The organism is Pseudooceanicola onchidii, assembly GCF_004959925.1.
Classification (GTDB): domain Bacteria; phylum Pseudomonadota; class Alphaproteobacteria; order Rhodobacterales; family Rhodobacteraceae; genus Pseudooceanicola; species Pseudooceanicola onchidii.
In genome coordinates this window covers 1481473-1502853 of sequence record NZ_SPUW01000001.1, presented here as the reverse complement: position 1 = coordinate 1502853, position 21381 = coordinate 1481473, and the positions used below count along the sequence as shown (strand labels likewise).

At 63.4% G+C, this 21381-nt stretch carries 22 protein-coding genes; 6 read left to right on the top strand and 16 right to left on the bottom strand.

Annotation, left to right across the window (positions count from 1 at the left end):
* Window positions 1-45: 45 nt before the first annotated feature.
* The 3 genes from E4S58_RS07235 to E4S58_RS07225 are packed head-to-tail and all read right to left on the bottom strand — an operon-like array spanning window position 46 to window position 2686.
* Complete coding sequence (locus E4S58_RS07235; protein ID WP_136635644.1) at window positions 46-972, bottom strand: pseudouridine-5'-phosphate glycosidase; 927 nt, start codon at window positions 970-972, stop codon at window positions 46-48.
* A gap of 7 nt (window positions 973-979) precedes the next feature.
* Window positions 980-1873: a PfkB family carbohydrate kinase gene (locus E4S58_RS07230; protein WP_136635643.1), complete on the bottom strand. Its 894-nt coding sequence runs from the start codon at window positions 1871-1873 to the stop codon at window positions 980-982.
* 36 nt (window positions 1874-1909) lie between these two features.
* The gene (locus tag E4S58_RS07225; RefSeq protein WP_276605906.1) at window positions 1910-2686 is read right to left on the bottom strand and encodes a DUF4198 domain-containing protein; all 777 of its coding nucleotides are present in this window, start codon (window positions 2684-2686) and stop codon (window positions 1910-1912) included.
* Between the two features lies 1 nt (window position 2687).
* On the opposite strand from E4S58_RS07225, the gene E4S58_RS07220 reads away from it, so the two are divergent.
* From E4S58_RS07220 to tsf, 3 genes are all read left to right on the top strand, one after another.
* Complete coding sequence (locus tag E4S58_RS07220) at window positions 2688-3845, top strand: HupE/UreJ family protein (protein ID WP_136635641.1); 1158 nt, start codon at window positions 2688-2690, stop codon at window positions 3843-3845.
* A gap of 173 nt (window positions 3846-4018) precedes the next feature.
* Complete coding sequence (gene rpsB, locus E4S58_RS07215) at window positions 4019-4786, top strand: 30S ribosomal protein S2 (protein WP_136635640.1); 768 nt, start codon at window positions 4019-4021, stop codon at window positions 4784-4786.
* An 89-nt stretch (window positions 4787-4875) separates the two neighbouring features.
* Window positions 4876-5757 (top strand): translation elongation factor Ts, encoded by an 882-nt coding sequence (tsf, locus tag E4S58_RS07210; RefSeq protein WP_136635639.1) that lies wholly within the window; start codon window positions 4876-4878, stop codon window positions 5755-5757.
* Window positions 5758-5808: 51 nt separating this feature from the next.
* Here the strand turns inward: tsf and E4S58_RS07205 are convergent, their stop codons facing one another.
* From E4S58_RS07205 to E4S58_RS07165, 9 genes are all read right to left on the bottom strand, one after another.
* The gene (locus tag E4S58_RS07205; protein WP_136635638.1) at window positions 5809-6417 is read right to left on the bottom strand and encodes a DNA-3-methyladenine glycosylase I; all 609 of its coding nucleotides are present in this window, start codon (window positions 6415-6417) and stop codon (window positions 5809-5811) included.
* Between the two features lie 400 nt (window positions 6418-6817).
* Window positions 6818-7594 (bottom strand): autoinducer binding domain-containing protein, encoded by a 777-nt coding sequence (locus E4S58_RS07200; protein WP_169052633.1) that lies wholly within the window; start codon window positions 7592-7594, stop codon window positions 6818-6820.
* A 223-nt stretch (window positions 7595-7817) separates the two neighbouring features.
* Entirely contained in the window at window positions 7818-8504 is a 687-nt protein-coding gene (gene phoB, locus E4S58_RS07195) for a phosphate regulon transcriptional regulator PhoB (RefSeq protein ID WP_136635636.1), read from the bottom strand.
* Between the two features lie 14 nt (window positions 8505-8518).
* Window positions 8519-9238, bottom strand: a complete 720-nt coding sequence (phoU, locus tag E4S58_RS07190) for a phosphate signaling complex protein PhoU (protein WP_136635635.1) — start codon at window positions 9236-9238, stop codon at window positions 8519-8521.
* 19 nt (window positions 9239-9257) lie between these two features.
* Window positions 9258-10055 carry a phosphate ABC transporter ATP-binding protein PstB gene (gene pstB, locus E4S58_RS07185; RefSeq protein ID WP_136635634.1) on the bottom strand — a complete coding sequence of 266 codons (798 nt, stop codon included), beginning with the start codon at window positions 10053-10055 and terminating at the stop codon, window positions 9258-9260.
* A gap of 17 nt (window positions 10056-10072) precedes the next feature.
* Entirely contained in the window at window positions 10073-11425 is a 1353-nt protein-coding gene (pstA, locus tag E4S58_RS07180; protein ID WP_136635633.1) for a phosphate ABC transporter permease PstA, read from the bottom strand.
* A complete protein-coding gene (pstC, locus tag E4S58_RS07175) occupies window positions 11422-12885 on the bottom strand; it encodes a phosphate ABC transporter permease subunit PstC (protein WP_136635632.1) in 1464 nt (487 codons plus the stop codon). The genes pstA and pstC overlap by 4 nt, the downstream gene beginning before the upstream one ends.
* Before the next feature lie 87 nt (window positions 12886-12972).
* Window positions 12973-14013 carry a substrate-binding domain-containing protein gene (locus E4S58_RS07170; protein WP_136635631.1) on the bottom strand — a complete coding sequence of 347 codons (1041 nt, stop codon included), beginning with the start codon at window positions 14011-14013 and terminating at the stop codon, window positions 12973-12975.
* 238 nt (window positions 14014-14251) lie between these two features.
* The gene (locus tag E4S58_RS07165; RefSeq protein WP_136635869.1) at window positions 14252-15289 is read right to left on the bottom strand and encodes an ATP-binding protein; all 1038 of its coding nucleotides are present in this window, start codon (window positions 15287-15289) and stop codon (window positions 14252-14254) included.
* A 94-nt stretch (window positions 15290-15383) separates the two neighbouring features.
* On the opposite strand from E4S58_RS07165, the gene E4S58_RS07160 reads away from it, so the two are divergent.
* Window positions 15384-15686 carry a DUF1330 domain-containing protein gene (locus E4S58_RS07160; protein ID WP_136635630.1) on the top strand — a complete coding sequence of 101 codons (303 nt, stop codon included), beginning with the start codon at window positions 15384-15386 and terminating at the stop codon, window positions 15684-15686.
* Here E4S58_RS07160 and E4S58_RS07155 read toward each other — a convergent pair.
* From E4S58_RS07155 to E4S58_RS07145, 3 genes are all read right to left on the bottom strand, one after another.
* Complete coding sequence (locus E4S58_RS07155) at window positions 15683-16213, bottom strand: gamma carbonic anhydrase family protein (RefSeq protein ID WP_136635629.1); 531 nt, start codon at window positions 16211-16213, stop codon at window positions 15683-15685. The genes E4S58_RS07160 and E4S58_RS07155 overlap by 4 nt on opposite strands.
* Window positions 16210-16863 (bottom strand): guanylate kinase, encoded by a 654-nt coding sequence (gmk, locus tag E4S58_RS07150; protein ID WP_136635628.1) that lies wholly within the window; start codon window positions 16861-16863, stop codon window positions 16210-16212. The genes E4S58_RS07155 and gmk overlap by 4 nt, the downstream gene beginning before the upstream one ends.
* A gap of 79 nt (window positions 16864-16942) precedes the next feature.
* Complete coding sequence (locus E4S58_RS07145; RefSeq protein WP_136635627.1) at window positions 16943-17833, bottom strand: YicC/YloC family endoribonuclease; 891 nt, start codon at window positions 17831-17833, stop codon at window positions 16943-16945.
* A 285-nt stretch (window positions 17834-18118) separates the two neighbouring features.
* Between E4S58_RS07145 and E4S58_RS07140 the strand changes: the two genes are divergently transcribed.
* On the top strand, window positions 18119-18772 hold the full coding sequence (locus E4S58_RS07140; RefSeq protein ID WP_240789483.1) for a PAS domain-containing protein: 654 nt from the start codon (window positions 18119-18121) through the stop codon (window positions 18770-18772).
* Between the two features lie 75 nt (window positions 18773-18847).
* Here E4S58_RS07140 and E4S58_RS07135 read toward each other — a convergent pair whose 3' ends face one another.
* Window positions 18848-20215, bottom strand: coding sequence for a class II 3-deoxy-7-phosphoheptulonate synthase (locus tag E4S58_RS07135; protein WP_136635625.1), 1368 nt, complete (start codon window positions 20213-20215; stop codon window positions 18848-18850).
* A gap of 170 nt (window positions 20216-20385) precedes the next feature.
* Here E4S58_RS07135 and E4S58_RS07130 point away from each other — a divergent pair, with 170 nt between their 5' ends.
* A complete protein-coding gene (locus E4S58_RS07130) occupies window positions 20386-21354 on the top strand; it encodes a GlxA family transcriptional regulator (protein ID WP_136635624.1) in 969 nt (322 codons plus the stop codon).
* Window positions 21355-21381: the final 27 nt, after the last annotated feature.

Below are 21381 nucleotides of genomic sequence, written 5' to 3'. Positions count from 1 at the left end.
CAGAACCTAGGCACTGGAACGGTTAACGGCAATGGGAGGTCGCCGTTATTTCACCGGTTTCGCAGGCATTTTGGACAATTCGCAGGCGATTTGCGCGGCCAGCCGGGCGTTGTTGCGCACCAGCGCGATATTGGTGGCCAGTGACCGGCCCGAGGTCAGCGCGAAGATCCGGTCCAGCAGGAAAGGCGTGACGGCCTTGGCGGTGATGCCCTGTTCGGCCGCCTCGTCCAGCGCGCGGCGGATGATCGGTTCGATCTCGTCCCGCGGGATCTCGTCGGCTGCGGGCACGGGATTGGCGATCAGCTGACCACCGGGCAGGCCGAGATCGGCCCGGGTGCGTTGCGCACGCGCGATCTGGGCCGGGTCGTCCAGCCGCAGCGGCGCCTTCAGGCCCGAGGATTGCGACCAGAAGGCCGGCAGATCGTCCTGCCCATAGGCAATGACCGGCACGCCGTTGGTTTCCAGCACCTCGAGCGTCAGCGGAATGTCCAGGATCGCCTTGGCGCCGGCGCAGATGACCGTGACGGCGGTCTGCGCCAGTTCGGCCAGATCGGCCGAGACATCCATCGAGGTTTCCGCCCCGCGATGCACGCCGCCGATGCCGCCGGTGGCAAAGACCTCGATCCCGGCAAGGCGGGCCGCGATCATCGTGGCGGCGACCGTGGTGGCGCCGGTGCCACCGCGCGCCATGCAGACGGCCATGTCGGCACGCGACAGCTTGGCCACATTCTTGGCCTGCGCCAGCGTTTCCAGCTGATCTGCGGTCAGGCCGACGTGCAGCGTGCCGTCGATCACGGCGATGGTGGCCGGCGTCGCGCCACCCTGGCGCACATCGTCTTCGACCTGGCGCGCGGTTTCCAGGTTCTGCGGGTAGGGCATGCCGTGGGTGATGATCGTGCTTTCCAGCGCGACCACGGGGCGGCCGTTGTCCAGGGCCTCGGCGACCTCGGGGGAACAGGTGAAGACTGTCATGTAAACCTCAGAGTGCAGTGTCGCCCGAGACATAGCGCGCCGCCGCCGTCAACGCGCGGTCCAGCGCGGTTTCGCGGTCGGCGCCCTCGGCCTCGGCGGCGATATGGGCGGCCATGAAGGTGTCACCGGCGCCGGTCACGCGGGTGACCAGAACTTCCGGCGGGGTGCCGGTGATGACGCCCTCGGGCGTGGCTTCGGCGGCCGAACGGCCGCCATCGGTGACGGTGACGCGGGCGGCGCCGCGCGCGATCAGGCCCTCTGCGCCCTCGGCCGCCGTCTTGAAGGTGGTCTGACACAGCAGCCCGGCTTCTTCGAGATTGACGTAGAGCATGGCGCGGGTGTGGGTCAGGAAGGGCCGCAGGCGTTCGGCTTTGCCGGGGCTGGCGGGCGCAACGCGCAGATCGGCCCGCGCAAAGGCCGGCGAGACGGCAATGGTTTCCAAGAGCGCGCGGGTCAGGTTGCCGTCCAGCGCGATGCGGCCTTCGAACGGTGCCTCGGTGGTACCGAGCGGGCCTTTTGTCAGCGGTCGCAGGATCTTGTCGCCAGCTGCTTCCAGCGAATGCGCATCGGCAATGGCCGCGATCAGGCCGTTCGCGCCCTCGACCGCCATGTACCGGTCCGTCGGCAGATCGTCCGAACGGTAGACATGCGTGGTGTCGGTGCCCAGGCTTTCGCAGGCGGCGATCAGTTCGTCCCCCTCGGGGTCACGACCCACGGCGGTCAGAAGTACAGGGTTCAGCCCGAACCGCGCGGCGGCCATGGCGATGTTCATCGCGACACCGCCGGGCAGGCGGGTGATGCGGCCCGGCACGTCCGAACCCTGCCGCATGACAGAGGCCGAGCGCCCGATGATGTCCCACAGGACAGAACCAATGCAGAGGATATCGGATGAGCCGGTCATGCCCGGCATATGACGTCAAAGCCGTGCGCCGTCCAGCTATTCCGGAACGGCAAAGGTCATGTTGGCCCAGAGGCTTTCCCACATCACACCCTTCTCGATCGCCTCCGCCGAGGCGGGCTCTCGCAGCACGACGGCGTCGATCATGTAGGCGTGGCCGGGTTTGACGGGCAGGGTGACCGTGCCGCCCGCATCGGTGCGGTGCAGGGTTCTGGTGACACCTTCCGAGGATTTCTCCCACATCTCGACCTGCGCGTCGGCGCGGGGTTCGGATTGATACAGAAGCCGGACGGTCATCTGGTCTGCGTTCGCGTAAGGGTTTGTCAGCGCGACGAATTCGGTTTCAAACCCCATGGGGGCGTCCGCGCCCGTCGCCTCGGGGCCCGAAATCAGGGTCTTCGAGAACCGCCAGTAGCCTTCGGTCACGCTGTCCTGCGGCAGGCCGCGGTCGGCGTGGCGGGCGGTGAACCACGGAAAATCCTTGTGGCTGGCGAAGCTGAGCGTTTTTTCCCAGCTGTCATAGGTCAACCGCGACAGGGTCGAGGCATAGCCCACCACGGTCAACCCGTCGCCAACCGTGACTTTCATTCCGGGAAGATCGCCCGGCAAACCCTTGTAGTCGCTGAGTGTTCCGTCATTGATAAACGCCGCCTGAATGCGCGGATCGAACCAGCTGAGCGTAAGGCCCTTGAAGTCTTCTCCGTTGCGAATGTCGATATTGATGGTTGCGCCTGCGTCGGATTGATAATTTTGTGGCTCCAACCAAAACTCATGCGCCTTGCTCTGCGTAGCTAGAGCAAAGAGGAGAGGAACCATCATGCGGATCAAGACTTTCATGCGCCCAAAGCTGCGGCTTCGCGGGCTGCTGTCAAGGGCAGGCGCGGGTCTTGCCGCAATGGTGATGTCCCAGGCCGTCGCGGCGCACGAGGTCCTGCCGACCGTCGCGCAGCTGTCGGTCGACGGCAGCGACGTCCAGCTTGAACTGCGGCTGAACGCCGAGGCCTTTGTCGCCGGGATCGATCTGGACGGTATCGAGGACACCAATAATACATCGCAGTCAGATGCTTACGACGCACTTCGCGGGTTGGAACCCGACATCCTGGCCGACCGCATCCGCGCCGACTGGGACCGGATTTCCGACGGGATCGTTCTGCGACTGGATGACGACCCGGTGCCGATGGCCTTGGAAAGTGTCGATGTCAGCGAAATAGGGTCGGTCGACCAGGCGCGTCCGACGCGGATCGTGCTGACCGGCACGGCGCCCGACGGTGCGACCGCCGCCACGTTGAGCTGGCCCGAGGGCCACGGTGCGTTGGCGCTGCGGCTGGTCGGGGTCGAAAACGGCTACGCCGGGTATCTGTCCGGCGGCGAGACGAGCGAACCGATCGTTCTGGCCGGTGAGCAGGCGCAATCGGGCTGGCAGGCCTTCGTGTCCTATATCCCCGTCGGCTTCGACCACATTCTTCCCAAAGGGTTAGACCACATACTTTTCGTTCTGGGATTGTTTTTCCTGTCGCCCAAGATGGGTCCGTTGCTGTGGCAGGTGTCGGCCTTCACGCTGGCCCATACCGTCACGCTGGCGCTTGGCGCGCTTGGCTGGGTGAACGTGCCGGGATCGATTGTCGAGCCGCTGATCGCGGCCTCCATCGCCTTTATCGCGATCGAAAACATCTTCTCGACCAACCTGCATCGCTGGCGGCCCGTAGTGGTCTTTGGCTTCGGGCTGCTGCACGGGCTCGGTTTTGCCTCGGTGTTGCAGGACTTCGGGTTGCCGCAGGCGCAGTTCATTCCCGCGCTGATCGGCTTCAACGTGGGTGTCGAACTGGGACAGCTGACCGTCATCGCGCTGGCCTTCCTGGCGGTTGGTGCCTGGTTCGGACAAAAGGCCTGGTATCGTCGGGCCATCGCCATTCCGGCCTCGGCCGTGATTGCCTGTGTCGGTCTGTATTGGGCGGTCGAACGCACCTTTCTTTGACCGTCGGGCCAAATCGGCCGATTGAGTGTTGCCAAAGGGCAGGGCGGCGTGTAATGCACCGCCACTCAATCCCGCAGGCGGGGTCGGGCCCATGGGGGAGACATCCCCGTGCGTCCACCGGTTGAAGCGCAGCTTCTCACCCCCGCCAAGGCTAAACCGGAAAGGAAACGGACATGGCTCTTCCCGAGTTCACCATGCGCCAGCTGCTTGAAGCAGGCGTGCACTTCGGCCACCAGACGCAGCGTTGGAACCCCCGCATGGGCGAGTTCATCTATGGCGCGCGCAACGGCATCCACATCATGGACCTGACGCAGACCGTCCCCATGCTGGACCAGGCGCTGAACGTCGTGCGCGAAACCGTCGCCAAGGGCGGCCGCATCCTGTTCGTCGGCACCAAGCGTCAGGCCTCCGCGCCGATCGCCGAAGCCGCTGAAAAGTGTGCACAGTACTACATGAACCACCGCTGGCTCGGTGGCACGCTGACCAACTGGAAGACCGTCTCCCAGTCGATCAACCGCCTGAAGGAAATCGACGAAAAGCTGACCTCCGGCGCCGAAGGCCTGACCAAGAAAGAGCGTCTGGGCATGGAGCGTGACCAGGAGAAGCTGACCGCGTCCCTCGGCGGGATCCGCGAAATGGGCGGCGTTCCGGACCTGCTGTTCGTCATCGACGTGAAGAAAGAACAGCTGGCCATCGCAGAAGCCAACAAGCTGGGCATCCCGGTTGTCGCCGTTGTCGACACCAACTGCTCGCCCGACGGCATCGACTACATCATCCCCGGCAACGACGACGCGGCCCGTGCGATTTCGCTGTATTGCGATCTGGCGTCCCGCGCGGCGCTTGACGGCATGACCGCCCAGCTGGGCGCGGCCGGTGTCGACATGGGTGCGATGGAAGAAGCACCGGTCGAAGAGATCGTCGAGGAAACCGCCGAGGCGTAAGCCCGCGGTCTTCGGACCTTTACAAGACTGTCATGGGTCGCGGGTACGCCCGCGGCCACGACCCTTTTCCAAGATCTAGGAGAGCCGACATGGCTATCACTGCTGCACAGGTGAAAGAACTGCGCGAAATGACCGCTGCAGGCATGATGGATGCAAAGAAGGCGCTGACCGAAACCAACGGCGACATGGAAGCCGCCGTGGATTGGCTGCGCACCAAGGGTCTGGCGAAAGCCGCCAAGAAAGCCGACCGTACCGCAGCCGAAGGCCTTGTCGCCATCGCGGTCGATGGTGGCACCGGTGTTGCTGTCGAAGTGAACTCGGAAACCGACTTTGTCGGCAAGAACGCTGAATTCCAGGGCATGGTGTCCAAGATCGCGACCGCCGCGCTGACCGTCGACGATGTCGAGGCGCTGAAGACGGCGCAGGTTGACGGCAAGGCTGTCGAGACGCTGATCACCGACAAGATCGCCACCATCGGCGAAAACATGACCCTGCGCCGGATGGCCAAGATCTCGGGCACCTCGGTCGTGTCGTATGTGCACAACGCCGCCGCTGACGGCATGGGCAAGATCGGCGTGCTGATTGCGCTGGACGGCCAGAACGACGACTTCGGCCGCCAGGTCGCCATGCACGTTGCCGCTGCCGATCCGCGTCCGCAGGCGCTGAACGAAGCCGAGGTTGACCCGGCCGTCGTTGAAAAAGAGCGTCAGATCCAGATCGACATCGCGCGCGAATCCGGCAAGCCGGAGCAGGTCATCGAGAAGATGATCGAAGGCCGCATGAAGAAGTTCCTGGCCGAGATCACGCTGCTGAACCAGGCGTTCGTCGTGAACCCCGACCTGACCGTTGGCCAGGCCGCCAAGGAAGCTGGCGTCGAGATCCTGGGCTTTGTCCGTCTCGAAGTCGGTGAAGGCATCGAGAAGAAGGAAGAGGATTTCGCGGCCGAGGTCGCAGCAGCCGCGCGCGGCTGATCCTCTCCGGATCGGAAATCGGAAAGGGCCGGGGGCAACCCCGGCCTTTTTTCATGGGCGGATGAGCGTCGCGCGCGCCTTGTCGACCGGCGCCCGCAGGCAGCAGCCCTCGGCGTGGTCATTCAGCAGACCCATGGACTGCATGAAGGCAAAGACCGTAGTCGGGCCCACGAACTTCCACCCGCGCTTTTTCAGATCCTTCGACATGGCGATGGCCGAGGCGCTGGTGGTCTGGCTTTGCGGTGCGCCCAGCTCGTCCTCACGGGGTTCCCACGACCAGACGTAGGCCGCCAGGGTCCCGTGTTCGGCCACAAGAGCCTGCGCACGGGCGGCGTTGTTGATGACGGCTTCGATCTTGCCGCGATGACGGATGATACCAGCGTCTTGCAACAGGCGTTCGACATCGGCCTCATCCATCTTAGCGACGGCGTGTAAGTCGAAGTTATGAAACGCGGAACGAAAGTTCTCTCTCTTTGCCAGAATGGTCCGCCAGCTTAGGCCCGACTGGAAACTCTCAAGGCAGAGCTTTTCGAACAGGTGCCGGTCGTCGGTCACGGGCCAGCCCCATTCTTCGTCGTGATACGGGATGAAGTCGTCGGTCTGCGCGGCCCATGCGCAGCGGGTCTGGCCATCGGGGCCATGGGCGAGGGGCTGGGTCACGGGGCTCTCCTGCAGTCATCCTGGATGCAGCGACCGTCCTACGGGTGCGCCCTGCTGGTCAATCCGAAAGCCGCTGATTGGAACGCGAAACGGTGCCGATCGCGGGGATCGACACCGTCATTGCACCGGCCCCCTTATGGGGATGGAAGAGGCCGGAACGGCCGGATCGAAGGCGGATCAATACGCCCCCGTCCGACCCCGGTTTCCCGGACAAGCCGCCGTGCTTCGAAATCACGAAGGGTGCGACCCGGATGTCCCATGGCCGTTATGGCCACCACTCACGGAACACGGTCAGAATGCCTTGTGACGCGACGTTACGAAAGTAAGGGAATCCGTACCTCGACCTTCTGAAAAGCCGAATTCATACGAAAATTCAGATATCTAGGCGCTAAACTTGGTCTCAGTTCTCTAGCACGAACATCTGGTTCAGAAAGGCGGCCTTCAGAACGGCCTGCGCGGTTGTTTCCACGTTCAGCGCTTCGCGCGCAAGGCGCAGGTGCTTTTCCACCGTAGCGGAGGTCAGGCCCATCAGAAGCGCGATATCAGCGGTGGTCTTGCCGTCACCGACCCATTGCAGCGCCTCGCGCTGGCGCTTGGTCAGGCCGCGCGTCGGACCGGCATAGGGCAGGGTGAGGATCTTGAGGTGCGCGACGTTGTTCATAACGACGATGTCGCGGCCATAGGTTTCCCACATGGTATCGACCTCGGCCTGGGACACGCCGGGTCGTGCGGTCAGCGCGATGGCGCCCTTTGTACGCGGCGAGATCGACTTGAAGCTGATCGAGAAACCCGCCGTGACGCCCAGCTTGCGGTTGAACTCGATCACGCTGCGTTCGCTGTCGGTCAGCGCGCCGGAGTTCACCATGTCCTCGACGATGCTCCAGGAACTGGCGCCTTCATGTTCCAGCGCCCAACGGACCATCGGGGCGTGGAAGTAGAGGCCTTTGCCAAGGAAGCTGTCGGTGTATTCGGTCGAATGGTTCGTCAGGATGACGAAGTCTTCGGGATCGCCAAGCGAGGTCGCGGTGCGATATCGCGTGAAGCCGTAGATCAGCCGATCGAAGCCAAAATCAGCCATCTTCGCACAGTGCAGCTGCCACAGCTCTTCGATGGTCTGCGCATTTGTCAGACGCTCAAGATAGTCGCGACGCGCGACGAGCCTTTGGGACTCGTTCATCCGTACGAGAGGTTGATCGGTTTTGTCTGCCATTCTCGGTCTCTGCTTCCGGCAGGAAAGTAGTCCGACAGATGCGCAAATGTCGAGAGGTGAAGGGGTTTTAAAGCCGCAAGGACTGTTTCTGTCGCAGGTTCCGGGGCTTGGCCGTGCATCTGATATTTACATAATACCAATTACACGTCGCGCCGGAAGGTGACGTCAAACCCCACATCACTCCCGATTTTCAACCTAAAGCGTAACCGGCCCCTCGCACCGTGCGCAGCGGATCGTCACCGCCGAAGTGGCACAGGGCCTTGCGCAGCCGTCCGATGTGCACGTCGACCGTGCGGGTGTCGACATAGATGTCGCGGCCCCACACCCGATCCAGCAGTTGTTCGCGCGACCAGACGCGACCTGGCTTTTCCATGAAGGTCGTTAGCAGTCGGAATTCCGTGGGCCCAAGCTTGAGCACGTTGCCATCGCGCGTCACGCGGTGCGTTTCGCTGTCCAGCACGATGTCCTCGAATTCAAGCCGTTCACCGACTGTCGAGGGCCGCGTGCGGCGTAGCTGTGCGCGGACACGGGCCATCAGTTCGATCACCGAATACGGTTTGACGACATAGTCGTCCGCACCGGTTTCCAGGCCGCGCACGCGATCGACTTCTTCGCTGCGCGCGGACAGCATGATGATCGGCACACCGCGGGTTTCGGTGCGCATCTTCAGCTGGCGGCAGACCTCGATGCCCGAGACATTCGGCAGCATCCAGTCCAGCACGATGATGTCCGGCGCGTCCTCGTCGACCAGAAGCAAAGCCTCTTCGCCGTTTTCGGCACGGGTCACGCGGAACCCTTCGGCTTCTAGGTTATAGGCAAGGACTTCGCGTTGTGCGCGTTCGTCCTCGACCACAAGGACAGTCGGTTGGTCGGCCATGTCGTCTTGTCCGTTCAGTTCGCTTCCGGAGACAGCGCCGCGTCGATCGAAGTCTTGTCGCCTTTCTGCCGCGTCTCGGGGTTGTCGCCAGTGACGAGATAGATCACCTGTTCCGCGATCGAGGTCACATGGTCGCCCATGCGTTCGGTGTTCTTGGCCATGAAATGCAGGTGCATGCAGGCCGTGATATTGCGCGGGTCTTCCATCATGAAGGTCAGGAATTCACGGAACAGCGCATTGTACATCTGATCGACGTCGACGTCGCGGTCGATGACGTCCTGTGCCTTGGTCGCATCGCGCTGGATATAGCTGTCGAGCGCATCCTTCAGCATCTCGTTCACTTCACGGGCCATGCGGCGCAGCGCGGCCTGAGACCCGTTGATCGGGCTCATCTGCGCCAGGATCGAGGTCCGCTTGGCCATGTTCTTGGCATAGTCGCCGATCCGTTCCAGGTTCGACGCGATCTTCATCACCGTCAGAACGATGCGAAGGTCGCCGGCCGTGGGCGAGCGCAGGGCGATCAGGCGCGCTGCGTCTTCGTTGATCATCTGTTCCAGGGCGTCGATGGCCTTGTCCCCTGCCCTGACCCTTTCGGCCAGTTCCTCGTCCCGGGTTTCAAGCGATTGCGCGGCGTCGAGGATGGCGGTTTCCACCAGGCCACCCATTTTCATGATCTTGCCCTGGATCGCTTCGAGGTCGCGGTCGAAGGCGGATGCGATGTGCTCTTCTGGCATGGTGTGCTCCGTTGGTCGATCAGCCGATACGGCCGGTGATGTAGCTTTCGGTGCGGGGATCGACCGGATTGGTAAAGATCTGGCCCGTTTCGCCGTATTCGACGAGGCTTCCAAGGTGGAAGAACGCCGTCTTCTGGCTGACCCGCGCGGCCTGCTGCATGGAGTGCGTGACGATGACGACCGAATAGTTTTCGCGCAGTTCGTCGATCAGTTCCTCGACCTGGCCGGTGGCGATCGGGTCAAGCGCCGAACAGGGTTCGTCCATAAGCAGCACCTCGGGTTCGGTGGCCACGGCGCGGGCGATGCACAGACGCTGCTGCTGGCCGCCCGAAAGGCCGGTGCCGGGCGAATGCAGGCGGTCCTTCACTTCGTTCCAGATGGCGCCGCGACGCAGGGATTTTTCAACGATATCATCCAGATCGGCCTTGTTCTTGGCCAGCCCGTGGATGCGGGGGCCATAGGCGATGTTGTCGTAGATGGACTTGGGGAACGGGTTCGGCTTCTGGAACACCATGCCGACCTTGGCGCGCAGCTGCACCGGGTCGACCTTGGGGTCATAGATGTCTTCGCCGTCCAGCAGGATCTGGCCCTGCACGCGGCAGATGTCGATCGTGTCGTTCATCCGGTTCAGGCAGCGCAGGAAGGTCGACTTGCCGCAGCCCGAGGGGCCGATGAAGGCGGTGACGGTCTTGTCTTCGATCTGAACGTCCACGTCCTTGATGGCGTGGGTGTCGCCATAGAACACCTGCACCTTGTTTGCGGCGATCTTGGTTTCTTTCTGAGTCACTTTCAGCTCCGATGCGGGTGCGTCGTACATATTTGCTTCTCCCATACTTACCAGCGGCGCTCAAACCGACGGCGGAGGATGATGGCGATGATGTTCATGGTCATCAGGAACAGGAGCAGGATGATGATGCCGCCCCAGGCGCGTTCATAATAGGCGGGATCCGCCCGTTTCGCCCATTCGTAGATCTGGGCGGGCATGGCGGAGTTCGGGTCGAGAAAGCCGCTTGCGATGCCGTCGGGATAGTTCGAGGCGATGTAGCCCACCATCCCGATCAGCAAGAGCGGCGCGGTTTCGCCAAGCGCCTGCGCGAGGCCGATGATCGTGCCGGTCAGGATGCCGGGCATGGCCAGCGGCAGGACGTGGTGGAAGACCGACTGCATTTTCGAGGCCCCGACCCCAAGGGCCGCATCGCGGATCGACGGCGGCACGGCCTTCAGCGAGGCGCGGGTCGAGATGATGATCGTCGGCAGGGTCATCAGCGTCAGCACGAGGCCACCGACCAGCGGCGCGGACTGCGGCAGGTGCGCGAACTGGATGAAGACGGCAAGGCCGAGGATACCGAAGACGATCGACGGCACGGCGGCGAGGTTCGAGATGTTCACCTCGATCAGGTCGGTCCAGCGGTTCTTGGGCGCGAATTCCTCAAGATAGATCGACGCCGCGACGCCGATCGGCAGGGCAAGGCCCAGCACCACCAGCATCATGAAGAACGACCCGATCATCGAGACACCGATCCCGGCCTGTTCCGGGCGGCTTTCCGAGGCGTCTGCCCCGAAGATGAAGGCCCAGTTGAAGGTGCGCTCCAGGATACCGGCATCGCGCATGGCGTCGGCCACATCCAGGTGTTCGGCATCAAGGTTCTTGTCGCGTGCCAGGTCTTCGCGGGCCACGCGGCCTTTCAGGTAGCCGTCCACGCGGGACGAGGCCAGCAGCCGGAATTCTACCGTCTCACCGATCCGGTCGGGGTTGGCGAGAACGAAGTCGCGGATCTGGGCGGGGGCCGAGGCCGACACCATCTTTTCCAGGTCCTTGGCCTTCTCGAAGGGCGATGCGATGCCCTGCCCGGCCAGCGCGGCCTCCATCCCGTCGATGATCAGCGGCTTGTAGCCGAAGGTCGACACCTTCTGGATCTCTTCAAGGTCGCGGTTGCCGTTCTTGTCCAGCTTGTCCGCCTGCAGTTCGATCGGAACCGTCAGGAAGGTCTGGGTATAGGCGGGCACGCCGTTGCGGATGATCGCGAACAGCAGCAGGGCCAGGAAGACGAGGCCGATCGAGACGGCGGCAATCCCGTAGGCCTTGAAGCGGCGTTCGGCGGCATTGCGGCGGCGGACGCGGTCATCCAGCTGCAGCAGAGAGCTTTTGGGCGCTGCGGCACCGGGGGTCGTGGTTGCGTCGGTCATTCGTATTGCTCCCGGTATTTCCGCACGATCCAGAGGGCGAAGATGTTGAGGCCGAGGGTGATGACGAAGAGCGTCATGCCCAAGGCAAAGGCGACAAGGGCTTCGGGCGAGGCAAAGTCGGCGTCGCCGGTCAGCTGGCTCACGACCTTGGCGGTCACGGTCGTCATAGCCTCGAAGGGGTTCATCGACAGGCGGGCCGCGGCCCCTGCCCCGAGCACGACGATCATTGTCTCGCCAATGGCGCGCGAGGCGGCCAGAAGGACAGCGCCGACGATGCCGGGCAGTGCGGCGGGCAGGACCACCTGCTTGATGGTTTCCGATTTCGTCGCGCCAAGGCCCAGTGACCCGTCCCGCATGGCCTGCGGGACCGAGTTGATGATGTCGTCGGACAGCGAGGACACGAAGGGGATCAGCATGATGCCCATCACGATGCCCGCAGTCATCACGGCGCGCGACCCGCCCATCCAGCCCAGGCTGTCGGGGCCGAAGACGGCGACCAGCGCCGGGCCGACCGTCAGCAGGGCGAAAAGGCCGTAGACGATGGTCGGGATGCCCGCCAGCACCTCAAGCAGGGGCTTGGCAAAGGCGCGCACGGTCGGGCTGGCGTATTCCGACAGGTAGACGGCGGCGAAAAGGCCGATCGGCACGGCCACGGCCAGCGCGATGATCGAGATATAGAAGGTGCCCCAGAAGAGCGGGATGATCCCCAGCTCGGACCCGCCGCCGAAGGACGGCGCCCAGGTCAGGCCGAAGAAGAAGTCGGTCCAGGGGTAGAGCTTGAAGAATTCGATGGTGTTGAACACAAGGCTCAGCACGATGCCGATGGTGGTCAGGATCGCGATGGATGCCGCGAAGATCAGAAGCGCCAGCACGACCTTTTCGACGACATTGCGCGCGCGGAAGTCCTTGTTGGTCCGGGTGAAGGCGAAGGCCAGGCCCGCGACCGCCAGGATCAGCACCAGCGCGGTGCGCAGCAGGTTGCCGGTTGCAGTCATCGACCGGTATTCCTGCGCCGCGTTCAGCACATAACCTTCCACATCCGATCCAAGCGCGACGCCCACCTGCCCCAGAAGTTCGCGCAGGTTGGTGTCCTCGACCCGCAGCGATGCGACCTGATCGGCGTTCAGCACGCCCTGTGCCACCGCCATGTCCAGCCCTTCCGCCACGCGGCGGACGTCGGACATCAGCAGGTTCAGCGCCCCGGCATCGGCATAGGTGCCTTCCGGGATCGATCCGGACACGACGCCCTGCACGATCAGCGGCTGCACGATCAGCCAGACGACCAGAAGGCCCAGGGCGGGGACAAGGACGCTGAGCGCGGCGTTGTAGCCGTAGTATCCGGGAAGAGAGTGGAGGTGGCGCGCGTCACCGCCGGCCGAGGCCATGGCGCGGGACCGACCGAGACCATATCCGATGGCGGCAAGGGCCAGAACGACAACGAGGATCCAGAATGCCGACATGGGGTATGTTCCCGTCTTTGAAGTCTTGAAGGCGGTCAGGGACCGAAGGGTCGGGGCGGCGCGTTGCTGCGCCGCCCCGGGGCCGAATTACATGTTCGAGCCCATGGTCTGTTCGTCGGAGACAGCCGACTGGGTGTCGGACAGTTCCGGGTCGGACACGAGGCCGTACTCGGCCAGCGGGCCGTCGGGGCCTGCCATGTCGTCAGACACGAAGAACTCGGCGTATTCTTTCAGGCCGGGGATCACGCCGATGTGGGCTTTCTTCACGTAGAAGAACAGCGGACGGGACACCGGGTATTCGCCTTTTGCGATGGATTCGGTCGTCGGGGTGACGCCGGACATGGTCGCAACTTTCAGCTTGTCGGTGTTGTTCTCGTAGAACGCCAGGCCGAAGATGCCGATGCCGTTGGCATTGGAGTCGATGGAGGCCAGGGTTTCGGTGTAGTCACCGTCGATGTCGACCGAACGACCGTCGGTGCGAACCGCGATGCAGGCGTCTTCTGCGTCGTCTTCGGACATGCCGGCTTCGATCATGGCCTTGTGGGCACCGGTTGCTTCACAGCCAGCCGCCAGGACCTTCTCTTCGAACACTTCACGGGTGCCGTGCTTGGTGCCCGGAATGAAGGCGAGGATTTCTTCGGCCGGCAGGTCGGCGTTGAATTCGTTCCAGGTGGTGTAGGGGTTGTCGACCAGCTCACCGTCCTTGAGCACCTTCGGCGCCAGGGCGTTGTAGATGTCGGCGGGTTCGAAGGCGTTGTAGGCCGGGCCGTTCAGCTGGGATGCAAAGACGATCCCGTCATAGCCGATGCGGACTTCGATGATGTCGGTCACGCCGGCTTCGGCACAGGCCTTGATCTCTTTTTCGCGGATGGCGCGCGATGCGTTGGCCACGTCGATGGTGTTTTCGCCAACACCTTCACAGAAGCGCTTCAGACCAGCCGAGGAGCCGCCGGATTCAACAACCGGGGTCGGGAAGTCGAAGTTTTCACCGAAAGCTTCTGCAACGATCGAGGCGTAGGGCAGAACGGTGGACGAACCGGCAACCTGCACCTGGTCACGGGCGGTGGCAGCAGTTGCCGAAACGGCAGCGATCGCCAGGGCAGAGGCGGTCAGTTTGATCATGGACATGGATTGCTCCTGTTTGTGTCTCCGGGCCACCATCCCCGGCAGCCTTGAGGTGCCTCCTAGTGGTCGGCGTTAATGCTTTTGTGACGCTTGTGTAACGGTTTCATGACAGCCGTCGTGACGTCAGGATAGATCGACAACTGCCAAGCGTTGTCGAGACCGTGCGCCAGACTTGTCTAGCCAGATCGCCACAGGCCATTTGCCCTTGTTTTGCCGTATTTTTCTGGTGCACCCGCCGCCGTCAGCGCGGCAGGGAGATGATGAAACGACTGCCCTGCCCCGGTGCGCTGTCGATGCGCAGCCGTCCGCGATGTCGTGTCACAATATGCTTCACGATCGCCAGACCAAGGCCTGTCCCGCCCATCTCGCGCGATCTGTGGGAATCGATTCGATAGAACCGCTCGGTGAGTCGTGGCAGGTGGATCTGGTCGATCCCCGGGCCCTGATCGGCAACCGAGATCTCGATCCCCGGTCCATCCGTCCCCTTGAGCTTTTCGATCGGGGTCAAAGACACGGTCACGGCCTTGCCGCGTCCGCCGTACTTGATCGCGTTCTCGACCAGGTTGGTCAGCACCTGCCGCAGCTGGTCTTCGTCCCCCGGCACGCCCATGCCCTCGGTCGGACCGTCCTGAACAAAGGTCACCTCGTTCTCTTTCGCCAGCGGGGCAAGCGATTGCAGGACCGAGGTCGCGATGGCGGCGATGTCGACAAAGGATGTCGGCCGAACCCGTTCGTCGGCCTCGACCCGGCTCAGCGACAGAAGATCGCGCACCAAACGCTCCATCCGCTGCGCTTCCTGCTGCATGATTTCAAGGAACCGCTGCTGCGCGGGGATGTCGTTCCTGGCCGGGCCCTGCATGGTCTCGATGAAACCCATGAGCGCGGTCAGCGGCGTGCGCAGTTCGTGGCTGACGTTGGCGACGAAATCGCGGCGCATCTGGCCCGCCTGTTCGACCGGAGAGATATCGTCGAAACAGACCAGCACCCCGTGCCCGTCACCCAGATCGATGCGCGAGGCCGTGACGTCGAAGGTCAGGTCGCGCCCGCTTTGCGAGGTCAGATGCCGTGTCTTGCGCAGCTGTCCGTCGCGCAGGCAGGCCTCGATCGCGTCCAGGACCGCCGGATGGCGGATGGCGGTCAGGAAATGCCGTCCGACGATGCCGGGCCCCAACAGCTCAAGCCCCGCCGCATTGGCCGCAAGGATCCGTTCGCCCCGCCCGATCAGAACGGACGGCAGCGGCACCGCCTGGAGAAGTTGGGTCAGAAAGGCTTCGTTCATGATCAATCCGGTATTGTAGCGAGCCATAGCCAAAGGCCGATCGGGCTGTAAAGGGTATCCGCCCGCCCGATGGCCGTCGTCAGGAGGGATCAGTTTGGCCGTCTATGTTGTCGCTTCTGTGAAATTCACCGACGAAGCGCGGTATCGGTGCTATCAATCGCGCTTCGAACAGGTGTTCGCGGGCTGCGGGGGCACCCTGTTGTCGGCGGACGACCAGCCGCTGCGGCTGGAAGGGTCGGACAGCCCCGATCGGATCGTGCTGATGCAGTTCGACGGCGCCGAACAGGCCAGCGCGTTTCTTCTGTCCGACGAATACCAGGAGATCTCGCGCGATCGGCTGGCGGGGTCCGTCACGATCGCCCATGCCGTGCACGCGCTGGACCCGCCGCTGCGTTAACCGACGGCCGTCAGCCCGTCCCGGAACCGGCGCATGTTGCGCTGATACCCAAGGGCCGAGGCCGTGTTGCGCTGCACCCATTCGGGCCCCAGTTCCTTGACGACCTTGCCGGGGCTGCCCAGCACCATCGAATTGTCGGGGATCACCTTGCCTTCGGTCACCAGCGCACCGGCCCCGATCAGGCAGTTCTTGCCGATCACTGCGTTGTTCAGGATCGTCGCGCCCATGCCGACAAGGGTGTTGTCGCCGATGGTGCAGCCGTGCAGCATCGCCTTGTGGCCGATGGTGCAGTTTTCACCCACGGTCAGCGGGCAGCCGATATCGGTGTGCATGACGGTGTTTTCCTGCACGTTCGACCCCTTGCCGATGGTGATCGGTTCGTTGTCGCCGCGCAGCGTGGCGCCGAACCAGACCGACGACCCGGACATCAGGATGATGCGGCCGATGACATTGGCATCCGGCGCGACCCAATAGTCGCCGTCTTCGGGCAGTTCGGGGGATATTCCGTCAAGCGTGTACAGGGTCATAGGGTCTCCTCGAACTCTTTCTGAAGCTTGCGGACGTGATCCGTCAGCTGCGGTTGCTGGGTCCGGCGCAGGCGGGCGGCGGTCAGGATCGCTTTCAGCTTGGCCTCGGTCGCGTCCAGGTCGTCGTTCACCAGCACGTAGTCATAGGCGTCCCAATGGCTGATCTCGTCCCAGCTTTTCTGCATGCGCTTTGCGATGACCTCATCGCTGTCCTGCGCGCGGGTCTGCAGGCGGCGGTGAAGTTCGGTGATCGACGGCGGCAGCAGGAAGATCGACAGGGTATGGTCGGCCAGCGACGAATTGCGGATCTGCTGCGCGCCCTGCCAGTCGATGTCGAACAGCACGTCCTGCCCCGCATCGATCGCCTCTTGGACGGCGGCCTTGGGCGATCCGTAGAAGTTGCCGAAGACATGGGCGTGTTCCAGCATGCCACCGTCGGCCACCTGCGTCTTGAAATCCGCCTCGGCCAGGAAGTGGTAATCGGCCCCGTCAATCTCGCCCGGGCGCGGGGCGCGCGTGGTGGCCGAAACCGAGAAGCGGATCGTGTCGTCCCAGGCGCGCAGGCGTTTCGCCAGCGTGGATTTCCCTGCGCCCGAGGGCGAGGACAGGATGATCAGAAGGCCGCGGCGGTCCGGGGATGTCTTGGGCATGGGGTCCACCGCCTGCGCGGTCCTTGATGTCGGTTGTGTCGGACTTGGCAAATTTCCGCCCTTGCCGCAAGTCGCGCGGCTATTCGAGGTTCTGCACCTGCTCGCGCATCTGTTCGATCACCGCCTTCAATTCCAGCCCCACGGCGGTCAGGTCGGCGTTCTGGGATTTGGAACACAGGGTGTTGGCTTCGCGGTTGAATTCCTGCGCCAGGAAATCAAGCTTGCGCCCGGCGGGTCCGTCCCCTGCCAGCAGGTCGCGCGCGGCGGCGACATGGGCGGTCAGGCGATCCAGTTCCTCGGTCACGTCGGCCTTGACCGCGATCAACGCCAGTTCCTGCGTGAGGCGCTGGTCGTCCATCTGCTGGTCGGCCTCCATCACGCGGCGCAGCTGGGCGACAAGCGTCTCTTTCATCGCGTCGCGTCGGCTGTCGAGCACGCCGGCGGCCTCGGTCACGAGCGCCTCGATGCGGTCGAAGTGGCCGTGCAGCAGTGCGGTCAGCGCCTGGCCTTCGTGGGCCCGCATGGCGGTGAAAGCTGTCACCAGGCCCTCGAAATCCGCCTTCAGCGCCTTGGCCAGCGCTTCGGTTTCGTCGTCGGGGCTTGCGGTGTCCAGCACGCCGCGCAGGGCCAGCAGATCGGCCGCCTTTGAGGGCGCGAGTGTCACCCCCATGGACATCGCGCGATCTTCGACCTGTGTCAGCGCGGTCAGGACATTGTCCAGCATCGCGAGGTTGACGGTCAGCCCGGTCGCGGTCTCTTCCCGGCTGACGCGCAGGTTCAGCGTCACGTTGCCCCGCGCCACAGCCTTGGCCAGGCGCGCTTTCAGATCGGGTTCAAGCCCCGGCACCCAATCGGGCACGCGCAGGCGCAGATCCAGCCCCTTGGCGTTCACCGATCTCAGATCCCAGGTCCAGCTGTAGCTGCCCGTTGCACCCTGCCCCGAGGCAAAGCCCGTCATTGAGTGATGCATCCGAAACCCTTTCTTTCAACGCCCGACAGGCGTAGCGTCACCACCCAGCCAAGGTCCAGCGTTTAACGCAGCGTCATGTGAAGGCACCGCACCTGGCGTTAACTAATCGTTCACAAATTTGCCCGATTGAGGCGGGAATATGGCATCTTCACAGATGAGTAAGCTTGATGCGTTATTCCTTAATGTCTGCGGGGGCAAGGCACGGGGCGCAGTCGGGCATGATTGAGAAAGAACGGGACGCCTCCAATGCCAATGGACAAGAAGTCTGACCCAAAGGTCGTGAACATGACACAATTCGCCACGGCGACCCGGTTTCAGCCGGTGCGCGAAGTCGAAGCCTACTGGGACGCCCTGCGCGCCGGTCGGCTGGTGCCCCGGCGTTCGGATATCGATCCGCGCGGGATCGAACGCGCGCTGGAATTCGCCTTCGTGCTGGAACGAATCGCGCCGGGTCTTGGCCGGTTGCGCATCGCGGGATCGCATCTGACCGAACTGATGGGCATGGAGGTGCGTGGCATGCCGCTGTCGGCGCTGATCTCGGCCGACTCCCGCAACGCCATGTCGGACGCGCTGGAAGAGGTCTTCGCGGGTCCCTCCAAGGTCGAACTGGTGCTGCGGTCGGACAAGGCGATCGGCAAGCCGGCGCTTGAGGCGCGGATGGTCCTGCTGCCGCTGAAAAGCGACCTGGGCGATATCACCCGCGTTCTGGGCTGCCTTGTCGCCAGCGGACAAACCGGCCGCGCGCCCCGCCGGTTCGATATCGTCGATACCGAGATCACGCCGTTGCTGGGTGATGCGCGGGTGTTTGATCAGGAAGTCCCGGACGTCGTTCCCAGCCCCGCGCCGTCCCGGCCGGTTGGCATGGCGGAAAGCCAGACACGGTTCGAACCGGGGCCCGCGCCGTACCTGCGGCTGGTGAAAACCGACCATTCTGAATAAGATCGCAAACAGGTCGTTCTGAAATGAAAAAGGCCCCGCAAGATGCGGGGCCTGTTCGATTTTATGGTCGCTAAGTCAGCCAGCTTCAGCCAGGGCCTCTTGCCGCATCGAGGTCAGTTCCTCGGCGATCAGGAAGGCCAGTTCCAGCGACTGCGACGCATTCAGGCGCGGATCGCAGGCGGTGTGATACCGGTCCTTGAGCCCTTCGTCGGTCACTTCCTGCAGGCCGCCGACGCATTCCGTCACATCCAGGCCCGTCATCTCGAAATGCACGCCGCCGGGGACAGTGCCCTCGGCCTTGTGGACACGGAAGAACTCCTGCACTTCCTGAAGCACGGCGTCGAAGGGACGGGTCTTGTAGCCCGAGTCCGACTTGATCGTGTTGCCATGCATCGGATCGCAGACCCAGACGACGTTGGCGCCTTCGCGGCGGACGGTGTCGATCAGGCGCGGCAGATGTTCGGCCACCTTTCCGGCACCGAAGCGGGCGATGAGGGTCAGCCGGCCCATCTCGTTCTTGGGGTTCAGCTTTTTCAGCAGAACCTTGAGATCTTCGGCGGTCATCGTTGGGCCGCACTTCAGACCGATCGGGTTCTGGACGCCGCTGCAGAATTCGACATGCGCGCCATCGGGCTGGCGGGTGCGGTCGCCGATCCAGATCATGTGGCCGGAACCCGCAAGATGCTGGCCGGTGGTGGAATCGACGCGGCAGAAGGCCTCTTCGTATTCCAGCAGCAGCGCCTCGTGCGAGGTGTAGAAATCGACCTGCCGCAGCGCATGCTGGCGGTCGGACGACACGCCGGCGGCGCGGATGAAATCAAGCGTGTCGGTGATCCGGTTGGCCATGTCGCGGAAGCGTTCGGCCTCTTCGGCTTCTGTGTAGCCAAGAATCCAGCGGTGCACCTCGTTCACGTCGGCATAGCCGCCGGTGGAAAAGGCGCGCAGCAGGTTCAGCGTCGCGGCAGACTGCATGTAGGCCTGCAACATCTTGTCGGGATTGGGGATTCGCGACTCGGACGTGAAGTCCAGATCGTTGATGATATCCCCGCGGTAGCTGGGCAGTTCCACGCCATCGACCGACTCGGTCGGGGCAGACCGCGGCTTGGCGAACTGGCCAGCCATGCGGCCGATCTTCACCACCGGCACCTTGGCCCCGAAGGTCAGAACCATGGCCATCTGCAGCATCACCTTGAAGGTGTCGCGGATCGCGTCGGCGCTGAACTGATCGAAGGCCTCGGCACAGTCGCCGCCCTGCAGGACAAAGGCTTCGCCCCGCCCCGCCTTGCCAAGCGCGTCCTTCAGGCGGCGGGCTTCCCCGGCAAAAACCAGCGGCGGATACTTGGACAGCTTGGCCTCGACAGCCTCGAGGGCCGCCTGATCGGGATAGTCGGGCATCTGTACCCGCGGCTTCTTGCGCCAGTCGCTTTTGGTCCAGCCGGTCATGATCCTGTCCTCCACCGGAATATAAGGGTTTCGGGGTTATAAAAGCTCATCCCCTGATGCGCCACCGGTTAAACAGCCCATGCAAAGGAAGGTGATAGAGGCACTTGTGGATGTAACTGTCGCGTGACAGGGTTTTTCCCGTTCCCCATTTGGAACCTGAAGAGGCCGCCATGACCGACAAGCCAGTCCACTTCGTTTTTGCCCTGCTGGACAACTTTTCGTTGTTGTCCTTCGCCTCGGCGTTGGAGTGTCTGCGTATCGCAAACCGCATGTCGGGACAGAAGCTGTATTCGTGGGAAGTGCAGACGGAATCAGGGGAAATGGTGTCCTGTTCGGCGGGATCGGCCTTTGCCCCCGACGCCAAGCTGGGCGAGCTGTCGCGCGATGACATCGTGCTGATCTGCGCCGGGCTGAACGTGCAGGCGGCGGCGACCAAGCCACTGCTGAACTGGGTGCGGCGCGAGGCCCGCAAGGGACTGAAAATCGGCGGGCTTTGTACCGGCGCCTATGTGCTGGCCTCGGCCGGGCTTCTGGACGGCAAGCGCGCCACGATCCACTGGGAGAATCACGACAGCTTTGCCGAAGAGTTCGAGGACGTAACGCTGACCAAATCGGTCTTTGTCGTCGATGGCGGGCGGATGACGACCGCCGGCGGCACCTCGTCCATCGACCTGATGCTGAAATTGATTGCAGACACGCACGGAGAGGATCTGGCGAATTCGGTCGCGGACCAGCTGATCTATTCGTCGATCCGCACCGATCAGGACACCCAGAGGCTATCGGTGCCCACGCGCATCGGCGTGCGGCACCCGAAGCTGAGCCAGGTCATCCACATGATGGAAAAGAACATCGAGGAGCCGATCTCTCCGGCGATCCTGGCGCGGGACGTGGGCATGTCGACGCGGCAGCTGGAACGGCTGTTCCGTCGGTATCTGAACCGGTCGCCCAAGCGGTACTACATGGAGCTGCGGCTGCAGAAGGCGCGCAACCTGTTGATGCAGACGGATATGTCGGTGATCAACGTCGCGCTGGCATGCGGCTTTTCCTCGCCCTCGCATTTTTCGAAATGCTACCGCGCGCAATATGGCACGACGCCCTATCGCGAACGGGGGACGCATGGCACCCGCCTGCCGGTCTGAGCCGGTCGCCTCCGGCGGGAGTATTTC

Excerpts from the sequence above, each read along its gene's own strand:
- E4S58_RS07235 (WP_136635644.1), bottom strand. The coding sequence starts at position 972 with ATGACAGTCTTCACCTGTTCCCCCGAGGTCGCCGAGGCCCTGGACAAC.
- E4S58_RS07230 (WP_136635643.1), bottom strand. The coding sequence starts at position 1,873 with ATGACCGGCTCATCCGATATCCTCTGCATTGGTTCTGTCCTGTGGGAC.
- E4S58_RS07225 (WP_276605906.1), bottom strand. The coding sequence starts at position 2,686 with ATGGTTCCTCTCCTCTTTGCTCTAGCTACGCAGAGCAAGGCGCATGAG.
- E4S58_RS07220 (WP_136635641.1), top strand. The coding sequence starts at position 2,688 with ATGCGGATCAAGACTTTCATGCGCCCAAAGCTGCGGCTTCGCGGGCTG.
- rpsB (WP_136635640.1), top strand. The coding sequence starts at position 4,019 with ATGGCTCTTCCCGAGTTCACCATGCGCCAGCTGCTTGAAGCAGGCGTG.
- tsf (WP_136635639.1), top strand. The coding sequence starts at position 4,876 with ATGGCTATCACTGCTGCACAGGTGAAAGAACTGCGCGAAATGACCGCT.
- E4S58_RS07200 (WP_169052633.1), bottom strand. The coding sequence starts at position 7,594 with ATGAACGAGTCCCAAAGGCTCGTCGCGCGTCGCGACTATCTTGAGCGT.
- phoB (WP_136635636.1), bottom strand. The coding sequence starts at position 8,504 with ATGGCCGACCAACCGACTGTCCTTGTGGTCGAGGACGAACGCGCACAA.
- phoU (WP_136635635.1), bottom strand. The coding sequence starts at position 9,238 with ATGCCAGAAGAGCACATCGCATCCGCCTTCGACCGCGACCTCGAAGCG.
- pstB (WP_136635634.1), bottom strand. The coding sequence starts at position 10,055 with ATGTACGACGCACCCGCATCGGAGCTGAAAGTGACTCAGAAAGAAACC.
- pstA (WP_136635633.1), bottom strand. The coding sequence starts at position 11,425 with ATGACCGACGCAACCACGACCCCCGGTGCCGCAGCGCCCAAAAGCTCT.
- pstC (WP_136635632.1), bottom strand. The coding sequence starts at position 12,885 with ATGTCGGCATTCTGGATCCTCGTTGTCGTTCTGGCCCTTGCCGCCATC.
- E4S58_RS07170 (WP_136635631.1), bottom strand. The coding sequence starts at position 14,013 with ATGTCCATGATCAAACTGACCGCCTCTGCCCTGGCGATCGCTGCCGTT.
- E4S58_RS07165 (WP_136635869.1), bottom strand. The coding sequence starts at position 15,289 with ATGAACGAAGCCTTTCTGACCCAACTTCTCCAGGCGGTGCCGCTGCCG.
- E4S58_RS07155 (WP_136635629.1), bottom strand. The coding sequence starts at position 16,213 with ATGACCCTGTACACGCTTGACGGAATATCCCCCGAACTGCCCGAAGAC.
- gmk (WP_136635628.1), bottom strand. The coding sequence starts at position 16,863 with ATGCCCAAGACATCCCCGGACCGCCGCGGCCTTCTGATCATCCTGTCC.
- E4S58_RS07145 (WP_136635627.1), bottom strand. The coding sequence starts at position 17,833 with ATGCATCACTCAATGACGGGCTTTGCCTCGGGGCAGGGTGCAACGGGC.
- E4S58_RS07140 (WP_240789483.1), top strand. The coding sequence starts at position 18,119 with ATGACACAATTCGCCACGGCGACCCGGTTTCAGCCGGTGCGCGAAGTC.
- E4S58_RS07135 (WP_136635625.1), bottom strand. The coding sequence starts at position 20,215 with ATGACCGGCTGGACCAAAAGCGACTGGCGCAAGAAGCCGCGGGTACAG.
- E4S58_RS07130 (WP_136635624.1), top strand. The coding sequence starts at position 20,386 with ATGACCGACAAGCCAGTCCACTTCGTTTTTGCCCTGCTGGACAACTTT.